Raw genomic sequence first — 13522 nt, forward strand, 5'->3', positions numbered from 1 at the left:
CCTCCTCAATACACGAGGAAGCGGATTCAATACAAATTACATGTTATATTCAAAAAAGTATATTTTGTTATTTTCCACATCGGCAATTCCAATGAAGTTACTTATTGGTGCTACAAGATCTGGTAAAACAAGAAATGTTATTTACCCTACGATTTACGCTAATGCAATCGCTGGGGAAAGTATGATTCTAACGGATCCTAAAGGTGAACTCTACGATCGAACTTCTGATTACCTAAAGATTATTCTGCTAGAGACGCATTTGCAACTGCTAGATTATCTCCAGAGAAAATAAGAGGAAGTTTCTTTGGAAGCGTATCAGTAATGCTTCGATTGTTTTCGGATCCTGGTGTTTCGTACATGACAGCATCACAAGATCATAAACTTGAACGTGTCGGAGAAAAGAAGAGAGCTGTATTCCTGGTTTCATTTCTATATAAGCGATGCTTTTGCTTTGATTCTACTACTCTTTCTCATCGGATAACGATGAAGAGCGATCATCCAAATAACGATATAAAGTAGACTTACTAATTCCAGTCGCTTCTTTTATGTCATATAGCGTATAAGTCTTACTGTCATACATTTCAAAAGCCAGCTGTAAATTGTTATCTGATTTTCGTGGACGACCAATCAATTTGCCCCTCTCTTTAGCAGCTTGTAGCGTAAATGTAGAAGAATGGCTTAGAAATTTAGATTGTAAATCCGCAAAAAAAGTAGCACTTTGAAGTAGTGAATATTTCTGAATCGTTTGATTGGTCACTTGTTCATCGATAAAGTGGATGGTGATTTGATCTCGTTCTGCTAGTCGTAAAATATCTAAAAGCTGCTGCAGGGAATCGGCTAATACTACAATATTTTGGATGATTAGTTCGTCATCTTTTTGGACAGTCATTAATAAGTGTTCAAGTTCTGTTCTTTTCCCGGAAAGTCCATGTGTCTCTTTAAATAATGTATCAATGAAAAGTTCATTTAATTGATGGGTGCATTGTTGATCACTTACAATCGGACGGGTATATCCGTATTTCATTTTTCCACTCCTCTCTTCCCAAAATTATATACTTATAGGAATAAAAATGATATGATACAAACATTATAACATTTGATTAAGCTTTATTATAATAGTTTGGTCTTAATGAAAGGGGAACAGTATGCATACTTTTAAACAACAGTGGTTTGGGAATATACGCGCTGACATTTTAGCAGGGATCGTAGCCGGGTTGGCGCTCATTCCTGAAGCATTAGCTTTTGCGTTCATCTTGGGTGTGGATCCGCGTGTCGCGCTATATGCTTCGTTTACAATTGCGGTCGTTATTTCGTTTGTAGGTGGTCGAACGGGTTTAATTTCAGCTGCGACAGGTGCGATGGCTCTAGTGCTCGTCAGCTTAATGGCGAATCATGGCCTACAATATGTACTTGCAGCCACAATTTTAACAGGAATTATTCAATTAATACTCGGAATATTTGGTGTTTCGAATTTAATGCGCTTCATCCCAAACTCCGTCATTCTTGGATTTTTGAATGCACTAGGGATTATGATTTTTATGACGCAAATGCCTTATTTACTTGGGGCAAACATTATAACCTATATATTTGCGATTGCTACATTGATTTTAGTGTATGCGATTCCGCGATTTTTCACTGCTATTCCTGCACCTCTTATTGCGATTGTCGTGATGACGGGTATTGCGCTCATAAGTGGTGTGAAGTTACAGACAGTAGGTGATATGGGCACGATGCCAACTTCATTACCGGTTTTTTTCCTTCCAGATATTCCACTTAACTTTGAAACGCTAAAAATTATTTTACCTTATTCTTTGGCTTTATCGATTGTCGGTTTATTGGAATCATTACTTACATCCCAGGTATTGGATGATATGACTGATACGCCGAGTGATAAAAATAAAGAAGCACGTGGACAAGGAATCGCCAACTTTATCAATGGTTTTTTCGGTGGGATGGCAGGTTGTGCTCTGATTGGTCAATCAATCATTAATATTAAATCAGGTGGACGAGGACGCTTATCGACATTTACCGCGGGTGTATTTTTAATGGTTTTAATTCTCGTTTTTGGTGATGTTGTTATCAAAATTCCAATGCCCGTTCTTGCTGGGGTGATGATTATGATTAGTTTTACAACATTTAATTGGGGTTCGTTTAAGTTTCTGAAACAAGCGCCTAAGTCTGAATCACTTGTTATGCTCATTACGGTTGCGATTATTTTATATACACATAATTTAGCAATCGGTGTTGTCGTTGGAGTTATCTTAAGTGCACTTTTATTTGTTGCCCAGATTTCGCGTGTGACAGTAACGCATAGCAAAGAAGGGTACAGGGTGAAAGGTCCTTTATTTTTTGCATCGACTACAAAGTTTATCCAGACATTTGATAACGTGACAGAAAGCGATATTATCATTAATTTTGAAGATAGTCAGCTGTGGGATGAATCGGCAGTCGGGGCAATATTTAAAGTGAAACAGAAGCTTGAGCAAAAAGGTGTGAAGGTACAGATTCAAGGGTTAAATTCTTCAAGTGAACAATTGTACAAACAATTAACATAATGGGGGAATTTAAATGAAAATCGCTGTAGCAGTTGATGGATCGGACAATGCATTACGCGCCACAAAACATGCAATTATGCTTGCTTAACATTTACCGGAGGCGCATTTAAAAATTATCTATGTAGCTGATTATAATAAAGCTAAAGATGAATACCTGTTAGCGCTAAGTCCGGAGAGTCTAGGTCATGAAGCATGCGAGTTGTCCAGTCACGATTGTTAAATAAAGAGCTTTCATTCCCAATACTATCTGATGTGGTGACTGGTGAATAATTGAGTAAAGAGTGCCTGTGCAGATTTACCTGTAGTGCGGCCCAAAAGATATTACCTGACCGTCTTAAGCGGTCAAAATAAGGGAAAGCCATCTTCTTCGGAGGATGGCTTTTTGTATACTGGTACCTGTATTTTATCTTACATTCTGATACTAACGACGTCACTATGAGGATTCCGACGATTTGGTAAGCCATATGCCTAAATAGGGTACGTGCGATGGTTACATATAAAGATCCCTTTACAGACTTACTTTTCATGCAAAGTTGTCCAACTGATGTAATCGGGAAGATATTCACGTATGATCATAAAATATATGAAATGTGTAAAAACCCTTCAAAACCTCACGCATTTCTTGCTTAATATTGATATCAGGTCTTTTAGCTTTGGCTAATTGTTCTGCTTCTTCCAAATTAGATGCTAGACCTAATTCTATCAATAGGGCTGTAGCCACTGTCCCTGTCCGGTTTCGTCTACTAGAGATAAATTTCGATTATAAATGAGATAAAGTGTTTTATAAGGGATTATAACTGTAACATCAAGAAATGGTTCGGTAAGTTTATTTCTTGATCATATGATACTCATTTTACTTAAGGTTATTTATAAATTTCTCACTTTGAATTGCAATAGTTTCATACTTAAAATCTTGGACATAGTGCCCGCTATCTAGCATAACCTGTTGGCTGTCATTCACATTTTCAAGAAAGTCTTTTTGATATTGTTGCCATTCCTTCTTATCAATTCCCGTCCCATCACCATTCGATGTGAAAAACAACATAGGAATCTGCGGTGCTGGTTTTTCATTAACCTTTTGGGCATTATCTTTAACAATTTGAATTTCATTTATCATGGGTCTTGTTTCTGTTCTTCTATAGAACACTGCTTTATATATATCTTTTTCGTGATCCGTTAGTGTCCCCCCTTTAATTGCGGATTCACCGTTGACAAAAGAGGGAATAAATCGTGTGATACCCATTTTAGCACCTAATGAAAACAAGTCGAATATAACCTTGCTTGGCAATTGGACGTTTTTATAGGCAGCTGGAACAGCTGAATCTAATCCTACAATCGCCGAAACTTCATTTGGATACTTTTGTGCCCAATATAGCGCCTCCAATCCAGCCATAGAATGAGGAAACAATACATATGGAGCGTTCTCGCCAGCTAGATTTAAGGCTTTTCTCGTTTCTTCTAGAACGGTATCTATGTCTCTTGGAACATCTGCAATTTCACTGAAACCATATCCTACTCTCTCTACTACTGCAATTTTATACTCATCACTTAATCGAGAATATAGGCTTTTGAAATCTAAGCTTGGGGACACAGTTCCTCCTCCTGCCATAAATACTAAAGTGTCTTCACCCTTGCCTTCCGTGTATACGCTCATAGAATGTCCGTTTACTGTAACCATTTTACCCAATGGCTTAAATAATTCAGCCTCTTGATTCAATTTGATATTATGATTAATAACGCTGACTAAAATAGCTATGAACAAAATTCCAATAATTCCTGCTATACCTAAGCCCGTTATCTTCACAATCTTTCTCATGATCACCTTACTTTTACGATGTTCTGCCATGATTTCAGCTCCTATTCCGTATTTTCTTCCATGCATGGTTTATTCCGTAATCAACACATAGGCTGTTATCCGCTTGATCCTCGATGCCACTAACATCGATACGAAATAAGCCAGCACAACAATACCGACGCAAAGCATGACGATAAGCGGAATCTTCACAATAAACTGTACATTATGAATGCCGGCACCAGAGAACAGCAGCGTAAGCATCGAATTGGTGTATAGACCGCCAAGTACACCGCCGATAATGACACCCGCTACTACAATAGGTACAAAGCTTAGCATAATCTGAATCATCAACTGGAAAGTGGTATATCCCGTCGCTTTTAAGATCCCAAATTCCCTCTTACGCTTGAGAATCATCGTCTTGATGACTAGATATAGAATCAGTACGACAACCAACACCGTTATCGCAATAATCATGATCATAATAGTAAAAACAGCTGATATATATAAGCTACTTTGGCTTTCTATCGTCTCATCTACATCCATAATATACTCCGTCATACTCCCGTAATGCTCTTTGAGGCTTTGGATAAAGCTCGTATTATCTATTCCTCTCAGATAAACATTGATCATAGTAGCTGTGTAGTCAGGAATTAAATGCTGTATACCGGGCAGAGTTAAATAAGAGGCTAGCCCCAAATTGCTTATAGCCTGGCTTAGCCCCGTAATTAAATACGGATAGGAAGCCCCCCCGATTTCCACCTCAACGGTATCGCCGATGTCTTTATGAAGCAGTTTGGCTACCGCCCAGGATACAGCAATTTCATTGTCGTACAGCGGATATCGCCCCTTATAAACCGTTTGGTTTTCCAGCTTGCTGTAATCATCCGAAACATTCGTATAAATGCTATGTCCGTCAAGATTCGTTGAAATCATATCTAGGATTGCGGTCTTTGCTACGTCATCCATTTGTTCGATAGCAGCAAGTAGCTTTTTACTATCCGTTGCGGATTTAGACTGAACCATTACATTCGACGTCTCTGAGCCTACCAGATGAATGAACGCTGTCTTATCTAATGCCACATTGTAATACAGCACAACGGAGAAGACAGAAGCAAAGGTAACGGCGACGATAATAAAGGCAATCATGATATTCTGCTTACTGTTCATCATTATCGTTTTGCAAGCAAGCAAGAATTGGAGTCCACCCTTGGCTTTCTCAAGCGGAAAAGGATTCTTTCTGAAGCTGTGTGTCGTAATGCCGCCGCGCAATGCTTCCACAGGGTGAATTTTCCGTATGCGTCTGGAAGAGAGAAGTGTCACTGTCAGCACCAATAGGGCAACTATGAGAACACTAGCAAGATTAATAACAACATCGAAGCTCTGGGGCCACAGCAGTCCCGATAATGAACTGATAATTCCACCAAATACGGGAATCATCGCATATGATACTGCAACTCCAAGAATACCTCCAGAAAGTGTGATGAGCTTAAACTGTAAAATAATGGAGGCGAGAATCTGCCTGCTCGTGTAGCCCACCGCTTTGAGGACTCCAATATTAACGATGCCATCATCAATACTGTTCTCCACACGAAACTTAATGACAATCAGGGAGACAAGTACAATCACCGCTGAGAACGCGACTAGGATCATAGCGACGAGCTTGATCGTAATCGCTCCAATGCTTTTCACTGTTTCAATATCCATCTCCCAAAGTATTAGGAAATTCGCATTCCCACTTGAATCCGAGAATTTCCTATTGTAATCATTAAGCAATTTTGTTGATTGCTTGCTATCCTTAAGGACCGCAGACAAAATGATTCCCCCCGCTGTGTCACCCAGCTGATCCGACAACTGACGATAAGCTGCATCCGGTAAAAAGAATTTCATTAGGCCTGTACTGGGCGTACCCAGCATGGTTACTTCAAAGAATCCTGCGATACGATACATATAAGCCTTCTCCTGATAGGTTATTGTTAAGGTATCCCCTAGTTTGTAACCAGCACTTGCTATAAAGCTATAGGACACATAGATATCATTGTCTTGGATAGTATCCAGCTTCCCAATCAGCTTCAGAGGCGAAAATTCCCGGCTGGTATCTGCGTTAAGCAGCGCAGCGCCACTGCTCAAATCGCTATCGCCATAACGGAACTTGGCTCCGTTCATCAGAATAATCGGTTCCATTTCTGTTCCTTTTACACCAGAATAGCTCTTGATGAAATCCACATAGGGTTGTTTGTAATCGGTTTTTTTCATAAGTATGCTTATATGCGGATCATGTAATTCTTCAACCTTATCATCATAAAAGGTATTCATTTTGAAGAGAACCGTCATCCCTACATTGAGCAGCAGTCCAGCCATAAAAATCAAAATAAACAGGGAAAGAGCTGCACTTTTAGCTTTTTTTATGTTAGCTAGGGCAAGATTACCGATCTTCATCTTACCACCCCATTTCGGCGAGAAAGGCTTTAAGCTTCTTATGCCGTGCAAGGTTGTGTTCCAAATGGAAAGCATCCAGCTTGAGATCCCCACAAATAACGCCATCACGCAAGTAAAGCACTCTGTTCCCGCGCAAAGCCGTCTTGATGTCATGTGTGACCATCACAATGCTTTGTCCATTTTGGTTGACCGCGGTTAAAACATCCAGCACACTGTCGCTTGCCGCAGAGTTGAGGGCACCTGTTGGCTCATCTGCGAACACGACTCTCGGACTGTTGATCAGTGCGCGCACGATACCTGCGCGCTGTGCTTCACCGCCGGAAAGCTGTGTGGGGAATTTGTTCCATGCAGCTTCATTTAATCCGACTTGGGTCAGCAAATTCTTTGCTTTCTCAACAATGGCCCGCTTGTTTTTACTCACCAGCAGACCGCTCGCAAGCACATTATCCAGTACGCTCATATTGTCCAGTAAATAGACCTGCTGGAACACAAACCCGCAATTATTTCTTCTAAAAATCGCAAGCTGATCGTTATTTAACTTCGAGATATTCCTCTCCTCATAATAGATCTCTCCTAATGTCGGTTTATCCATACCACTAAGCGCATAGAGCAAGGTGGATTTCCCCGAACCTGAGCTGCCCATTATAACCGTAAAATCACCCTCCATGAGGCTGATATCCAGATTTTTCAGCACATGCTGTTGAACGCCACCATTGGAAAAGGTTTTACATAATTTCTCTGTTCTTAATAACCCGTTTTCCATAACTTAACCACCCCTTTTATTCGAATTTATAATGGTATGTATTCCCTGCCAAACAAGGATAAACGGCTACGCCTTCTTTCCGAAGGAGAAAGGTGCGTTTGTCCGGAATTATAGGTCAGTATAAGTAACAGAACTTATACTGACCTATAACTCAAATAAGACTGCAATAAATATTACAGTCCTATCATACGAGAGCAATTCTTAGTTAATCTTTGTCCAATCCTTAACTGTTTCTTAATCTTTTAGGCAAGCTTAATTTTAAGGGTAACGGTAAAACCGTCATCTCGGTTATGGCACTCAATATCCCCCAGCATTTTCTGCATGAGATATTTGGATATGAACAGCCCAAGCCCTGAACCACTTTGTCCCTCTACGTTATTTCCTCGATAAAATTTATTGAACAATAAGGGCAGTTCATCCTTATGAATGCCATTCCCATAATCCATTATGTTAATCTCTAAATGCGTATGTGTGATATGAGAAGCAATCGTGACAGAAGTGCCCGCATATTTATAGGAATTGCTCAGAATATTATCAAATACTTGCTGTAGACGTGTGACATCCGTTACAATAATACACTCCGGAATAGGCTCATAACTAATTTGATCATCGAAATTTACATTTGCAATTATCCCTTTTAGGACATCGCTTAATTCCTCCGTAACCGTTACCTTCAATTCCTGAAGTTCTTCTAAAGTGGCATGGAACATATCCGTCACCAACAGATTAATCTGCTCTGCCTTTGAATAAATCGTGTTTAACTGCTTGATCACTTTCTCATCATCAGCCCGCAAAAGCATCAATTCGCTCACCGCTTTAATGGAGGCAACCGGTGTCTTAATATCATGGCTCAAGCTGGCAACAAGCTCCTTCTTACTGCGGTTCGCTACATATTCACTCTGACGTGCTGAAGCTAATTCCTCGCGCATGATGTCGAAGCTTTCGCTAAAAGCGCCGAACGGGTTATTCTTGTCCATTTTCAAAGGAATATCCAGATTGCCTCGCGCCACATTAACAGCAAAACTTTGCAGCTTGTTGAACGGTTTAAATACGGTATGGTTCAAAAATAAAACATAAAGGATACACAGCACCATTAAAATGGAAAATGTCGCGACAATCACGATTACAAGTTGTTCCTTGTTATGCTGTATAACTTGTTTATAATCATTCTGAATAATAAGCTTACCTACGAGGCTGCCCTTTACTGTCACGTCTATGATTGTGCTTCTATTTCTAATGGCATCATTTAAAGTTGCGGAAGGCCCGTCCAACGTTCGGTAAAGCACTTTCCCACTATTATCAAGAACGGCAAATTGCAGCTTGATGGTACTGTAATCTCCTTGTTCGATATGCTCCCAATGGTTTTCAACCTTATTTACTATTTCATTCACTGTTACAACATCCACGTCGGTATTCACCTTAGACTCGATCACTAAAGTAGAGAAAACGGTGCCTGTAATAAAAATAGCAAGAATCATTATGATTAACCATTTCACCTTCATATCCTGCCATCCTCTAAGACATATCCCGTTCCCCATACAGTTTTGATATATTGCGGTTCGTTAGGATTAACTTCAATTTTTTCACGCAAATGGCGGATATGGACATTGAGCGTTCCGTCACCAGTAATGGAGTCACCCCACACATTGTTAAACAGCTCTTCTTTTGTAACCACCCTGTTTTTATTTATTGCCAAATAACAGAGCAGTTTGTATTCCAGCGTTTTGAGTTTGATTTCTATATCATTCACGCGGACACGGCAAAGCAAACAGTCGATTTTGACCTGGCCAAACTCCAAATTTTCAGCCGAACTGTTATTGCCATATCTTTTGAGCACCACCTTAACTTTGGCAAGCAATATGCTGAGCGTATATGGTTTCTGAATATAATCGTCCCCGCCTATGTTGAGTGCAATGAGAATATCATCATCGCTAGAACGAGCGCTAATAAACAGAATAGGAATCTGCGTTGTTTGCCGTAGCCTTTTGCATAGATCAAATCCGGATGTATCCCCGAGATTGATATCCAGGAGAATCAGTGATGTTTCATTTTCTCGCAAAAATTGCACACACGCATCTTCGCTAGTCACATAAGTCGTTTTGACTTCGAACATATTAAAGTACTCACTCGTTGCTTCCGCAAGAACAGTCTCGTCATCCACAATTAAACAATCATAGTTCATATTAACTTAATGCTCCTTTGATCGTGCGTTATGTATTTGCTTCAGGATTCGTATCCATTCTATTATTATAGTCTATTATTCGATTCTATCACTCATGATATTTTGGCCAATAGCAAAAAAAACCTTGATAGACCAATCAATCTGGCCACCAAGGTTCTCTAATTTGTCTCATTTATTCCCGTAATTTGACTCAACTATAACCGTTACTCACAACAGTTCCTTAGATTCTTTTAAATTTTATAAGCCTTCATCGCCTTACGAATCTCTTTCATCGTTGGACGCTTACCATACATGAGTACACCTGTACGATAGATCTTGGCGGATAACCAGCCGAAGAAAAGAATGAATATGATTAACGCGAGTAGTGACAACCATATTTCCCAAGCCGCTACTTCCCCAATCCCAATCCGTACAATCATCGTCGTTGGTGAGAAGAACGGGATGAATGAAGATACTTTCATCAAGATTGAGTTAGGAACACTAATACTGAAAGTTCCGATATAAAAGGCAGCTAGTGATAACATCGTAATTGGCATGACTGCTTGACCTAGATCCTCTGTACGGCTAACGATGGAGCCAACAGCAGCGAACAAGACCGCATATAAGAAGTATCCTAACACGTAGAATATGAATCCATAGATCAATACGTCTAGACTAACCTGTGATAGATTCAAGTCGAAATCTGCCAGTATTTGTTTATTCTGCGGCATGAGTACGTTCGCTACAAGCACCAGTCCGAAGATTCCAATCTGGGTCAAGCCAACGAGGAACATTCCGATAATTTTACCGAACATTTGAGTCAACGGTGACACGCTCGTAATTAGAATTTCCATAATCCGTGAGCTTTTCTCTGTTGTTACTTCGGCAGCGATCATATTCCCAGTTGTCATAGTGGTGAAGAAGAATAGAATCATCAAGAGATAGACTACAGCGAAATTCAACATATTGTCTGGTCCATCTTCTTTAACAACTTTATCATCCGTAGAAGTCTCCGGACTGAAACTTTGAGTATTAAACTGTACTGGAATTCCTAACTCCGTAACTTGCTCCGTTGTGAGTGAATCCTTCACAATACTTTGTGTTTTGACAGTCTGCAACGCACCAACAAGATCAGCGTGAGCAACTGGATTCAGATACTCTCCATCCTTCGAAGAATAAGTCACTGCGGGGAATATCGCAGCTTGATCTTCTGCGAACTGTAGATACCCTTCAATGTTTCCCTCTTCAATATCCTTCTGTAAAACTTCCATATCCGCAGTATCATATTTCACAAATGTGAAATCTTCATTATTCTGCGCTTTCCAGTAGTCTTCTAGCTGTCCAGCCAATTCAGCCTGCTGTCCATAGACCAGTCCTACCCGTGTAGTCCCCGTATTTTCCTTCAAATCTTCACCCGTAAACAACTGAATGAAGTACGGAATATTAATCGCAATAGACATAATGATAGCTAATACTAATGTCGTAATGATAAAAGCCTTCGTCTTCACCTTATTACGAAATGTAAAACCAATGACAGTCCTTATATTATTCATTAGATTCACCTACCTCTTTAATAAAGATTTGATTCAGTGTCGGTTCCTTCAATTCGAATTTCTCGACAACACTTTGTTGCATCGCTGTCTGCAAAATCTGTTGCGCAGCAGAAACATCTGAAATTGTGATCAGATACGTCCCTTGTTCTTGTACTTCCACATGACTTACTCCAGCAATATCCTTTAATCCAGATACCTCACTCGTTGTTACAAGCGCTACTTGTTCACGTGGATATCTACCTTTAATTTCTTTCAGGCTCCCTTGGATAATAGGATTGGAACGATCCATAATGGTAATATTTCTACATAGTTCCTCTACATGCTCCATCCGGTGAGTCGAGAATAATATGCTCGTACCTTGATCGCGAAGTTCCTTCACTGTTGATTTCAACAACTCTACATTGACCGGATCCAATCCACTGAATGCTTCATCTAGGATGAGGATCTGAGGCTGATGTACGACAGCCGCGATGAATCCAATCTTCTGTTGATTACCTTTGGATAACTCTTCAACTCTTTTATCATAATAGTCCGGAACTTCGAAACGCTCCAACCAATAGCGCAGACTCTTATCTGCATCCTTACGTCCCATGCCCCGGAGCTGAGCTAAATAAGTCAGTTGGTCACTCACTTTAATCTTCGGATATAGACCCCGCTCTTCGGGTAAATAACCCATGATTTGTCGGAGCTCATTGCTATGAGCTTTCCCATTGTACATAATACTTCCATTATCGGGATATATAAGTCCTAGGACCATCCGCATCGTCGTTGTTTTTCCAGCTCCATTGGCCCCCAGCAATCCGTAAATTTCGCCCTCCCCAACTTGAAGAGATAATTCATTCACTGCCGTCTTGTCTCCGAATTGCTTAACCACTTTCTCCAACTTCAAAGCTTCCATATTATACTCCCCTCTCTGACTGCCCAACGACAGTCTCATCTCTTTGTATCCATAGACTTAATATTTCATCAAGCTCCAGCCCTCGTGTCTTCACTAATTGTATACCTGAAGCCTGTAGAACATTCTCCAATTTCTTACACTCAGTTGTTATCATTCGTAATATATTCGCTGGTTCCTGCTCAACTTGAACAATTCCTGGTAAATTCTCTACCATCGCGCTATCGCCTCTGATCCATACTTCCTTCCAGTTATCCATAAGACTATCTTTTTCAACCATCCCGAGGACTTGACCTTGATGTACTAGTATAATGAAATCGGCTAGTTTCTTAATCTCATCTACAATATGAGTGGACAATAGAATCGTTGTATCTCCTTGTTGCATATATTCCTGCAGTTCATCAATCATTCTCTTCCAAGCAAAAGGGTCAAGCCCCGAAGAAGGTTCGTCTAGCAGCAGTAACTTAGGACGCGGCGCCAATGCCACCGCAATTTCCAACTTCCGTCTTTCTCCCTTGGACATCTTCGTTAGCTTGGTGTTCCGAGGGATATTAAAACCTATCATTAATTTCTCGAATAACGCATGATCCCAATCTTTATACCAGTGTGAACGAAATGCTGCGACTTCCTCCGCCGTAAGATGGTCCTCTTCGACGTTAGATTTCTCTGACACATATCCTATTTGTTGCTTAATCTCAGGTGGAATACCATTAGGATAGGACTGGCCGAACCATGTGACCTCTCCCTCATCGGGTATCACCGTCTGCATCAGCATATTGATCATCGTGCTTTTTCCTGACCCATTCTCTCCTACGATAACAACGATATACCCTTGTGGAATAGAGAGATTAAGGGGACCTATCATTTTATTTCTTCGCTTTTTTTTAACACCAACCATATTAACGACGCTCTGCTCCATTTAACGATTACTCCTTCCCATGCTCAGGATCGTATTTACGCGTTACTATATCTAGAAATAACCTCTTAATCTCCTCTTCACTACACTGAACGGATATCCCGATGTCAACAGCTTTATTTAGTGCTTCCTCTACAGACTCTCTTCTGAATGCTTCCATTTGAGACACTCCTACTTTAGCAACAAACGTTCCAGTTCCTTGTTTCGTCCTTAGAAGACCTTCACCCTCAAGATCCTGATATACTCTCCGAATAGTAATAACACTGCAATTTAACCAGCTGGCAAATTCCCTGATCGATGGCAAAAGTGTATTCTCCTCGATCTGACCATTTATGATAAGCGATCTTAGTTGAGTCTCTATCTGATGATACAGGGGCTCTGCACTATTCTCGTTAATTTGAATTGGTATCCACACCTTTCACACCTCACTCCTCAACTCATATATAAC

Annotated in this window: 12 protein-coding genes and 1 pseudogene; 2 read left to right on the forward strand and 11 right to left on the reverse strand. The window is 40.3% G+C overall.

The window, feature by feature from the left end; translation table 11 throughout:
* Positions 1–40 precede the first annotated feature (40 nt).
* Positions 41–292 (forward strand): type IV secretory system conjugative DNA transfer family protein, encoded by a 252-nt coding sequence (locus tag AC1TO9_RS12940; protein ID WP_482056073.1) that lies wholly within the window; start codon positions 41–43, stop codon positions 290–292.
* Between the two features lie 168 nt (positions 293–460).
* Here the strand turns inward: AC1TO9_RS12940 and AC1TO9_RS12945 are convergent, their stop codons facing one another.
* Positions 461–1024 carry a recombinase family protein gene (locus AC1TO9_RS12945; protein WP_482059359.1) on the reverse strand — a complete coding sequence of 188 codons (564 nt, stop codon included), beginning with the start codon at positions 1022–1024 and terminating at the stop codon, positions 461–463.
* A gap of 121 nt (positions 1025–1145) precedes the next feature.
* On the opposite strand from AC1TO9_RS12945, the gene AC1TO9_RS12950 reads away from it, so the two are divergent.
* A complete protein-coding gene (locus AC1TO9_RS12950; protein WP_482059360.1) occupies positions 1146–2555 on the forward strand; it encodes a SulP family inorganic anion transporter in 1410 nt (469 codons plus the stop codon).
* Between the two features lie 562 nt (positions 2556–3117).
* Here the strand turns inward: AC1TO9_RS12950 and AC1TO9_RS12955 are convergent.
* From AC1TO9_RS12955 to AC1TO9_RS13000, 10 genes and pseudogenes are all read right to left on the reverse strand, one after another.
* Positions 3118–3303 (reverse strand): annotated as a pseudogene (locus AC1TO9_RS12955) (hypothetical protein); the annotation flags it as partial.
* A 105-nt stretch (positions 3304–3408) separates the two neighbouring features.
* Positions 3409–4401: an alpha/beta hydrolase gene (locus AC1TO9_RS12960; RefSeq protein WP_482059361.1), complete on the reverse strand. Its 993-nt coding sequence runs from the start codon at positions 4399–4401 to the stop codon at positions 3409–3411.
* A 39-nt stretch (positions 4402–4440) separates the two neighbouring features.
* The gene (locus tag AC1TO9_RS12965; protein ID WP_482059362.1) at positions 4441–6786 is read right to left on the reverse strand and encodes an ABC transporter permease; all 2346 of its coding nucleotides are present in this window, start codon (positions 6784–6786) and stop codon (positions 4441–4443) included.
* A gap of 1 nt (position 6787) precedes the next feature.
* Positions 6788–7549 (reverse strand): ABC transporter ATP-binding protein, encoded by a 762-nt coding sequence (locus AC1TO9_RS12970; RefSeq protein WP_482056068.1) that lies wholly within the window; start codon positions 7547–7549, stop codon positions 6788–6790.
* 242 nt (positions 7550–7791) lie between these two features.
* Complete coding sequence (locus AC1TO9_RS12975) at positions 7792–9051, reverse strand: HAMP domain-containing sensor histidine kinase (protein WP_482059363.1); 1260 nt, start codon at positions 9049–9051, stop codon at positions 7792–7794.
* Positions 9048–9731 (reverse strand): response regulator transcription factor, encoded by a 684-nt coding sequence (locus tag AC1TO9_RS12980; protein WP_482059364.1) that lies wholly within the window; start codon positions 9729–9731, stop codon positions 9048–9050. The genes AC1TO9_RS12975 and AC1TO9_RS12980 overlap by 4 nt, the downstream gene beginning before the upstream one ends.
* Before the next feature lie 230 nt (positions 9732–9961).
* Positions 9962–11263 (reverse strand): ABC transporter permease, encoded by a 1302-nt coding sequence (locus tag AC1TO9_RS12985; RefSeq protein ID WP_482059365.1) that lies wholly within the window; start codon positions 11261–11263, stop codon positions 9962–9964.
* Positions 11256–12161, reverse strand: a complete 906-nt coding sequence (locus AC1TO9_RS12990; RefSeq protein WP_482059366.1) for an ABC transporter ATP-binding protein — start codon at positions 12159–12161, stop codon at positions 11256–11258. Before AC1TO9_RS12990 ends, AC1TO9_RS12985 begins: the two co-directional genes overlap by 8 nt.
* Before the next feature lies 1 nt (position 12162).
* Positions 12163–13077: an ABC transporter ATP-binding protein gene (locus AC1TO9_RS12995; protein ID WP_482059367.1), complete on the reverse strand. Its 915-nt coding sequence runs from the start codon at positions 13075–13077 to the stop codon at positions 12163–12165.
* Positions 13078–13084: 7 nt separating this feature from the next.
* Positions 13085–13489: a GntR family transcriptional regulator gene (locus AC1TO9_RS13000; protein WP_482056062.1), complete on the reverse strand. Its 405-nt coding sequence runs from the start codon at positions 13487–13489 to the stop codon at positions 13085–13087.
* Positions 13490–13522: the final 33 nt, after the last annotated feature.

It is taken from the genome of Paenibacillus sp. Y916, from assembly GCF_056786435.1.

Coding starts and splice junctions, on each gene's coding strand:
- AC1TO9_RS12945 (WP_482059359.1), bottom strand. CDS start 1,024: ATGAAATACGGATATACCCGTCCGATTGTAAGTGATCAACAATGCACC.
- AC1TO9_RS12975 (WP_482059363.1), bottom strand. CDS start 9,051: ATGAAGGTGAAATGGTTAATCATAATGATTCTTGCTATTTTTATTACA.
- AC1TO9_RS12970 (WP_482056068.1), bottom strand. CDS start 7,549: ATGGAAAACGGGTTATTAAGAACAGAGAAATTATGTAAAACCTTTTCC.
- AC1TO9_RS12960 (WP_482059361.1), bottom strand. CDS start 4,401: ATGGCAGAACATCGTAAAAGTAAGGTGATCATGAGAAAGATTGTGAAG.
- AC1TO9_RS12965 (WP_482059362.1), bottom strand. CDS start 6,786: ATGAAGATCGGTAATCTTGCCCTAGCTAACATAAAAAAAGCTAAAAGT.
- AC1TO9_RS12990 (WP_482059366.1), bottom strand. CDS start 12,161: ATGGAAGCTTTGAAGTTGGAGAAAGTGGTTAAGCAATTCGGAGACAAG.
- AC1TO9_RS12950 (WP_482059360.1), top strand. CDS start 1,146: ATGCATACTTTTAAACAACAGTGGTTTGGGAATATACGCGCTGACATT.
- AC1TO9_RS12985 (WP_482059365.1), bottom strand. CDS start 11,263: ATGAATAATATAAGGACTGTCATTGGTTTTACATTTCGTAATAAGGTG.
- AC1TO9_RS12980 (WP_482059364.1), bottom strand. CDS start 9,731: ATGAACTATGATTGTTTAATTGTGGATGACGAGACTGTTCTTGCGGAA.
- AC1TO9_RS12940 (WP_482056073.1), top strand. CDS start 41: ATGTTATATTCAAAAAAGTATATTTTGTTATTTTCCACATCGGCAATT.
- AC1TO9_RS12995 (WP_482059367.1), bottom strand. CDS start 13,077: ATGGAGCAGAGCGTCGTTAATATGGTTGGTGTTAAAAAAAAGCGAAGA.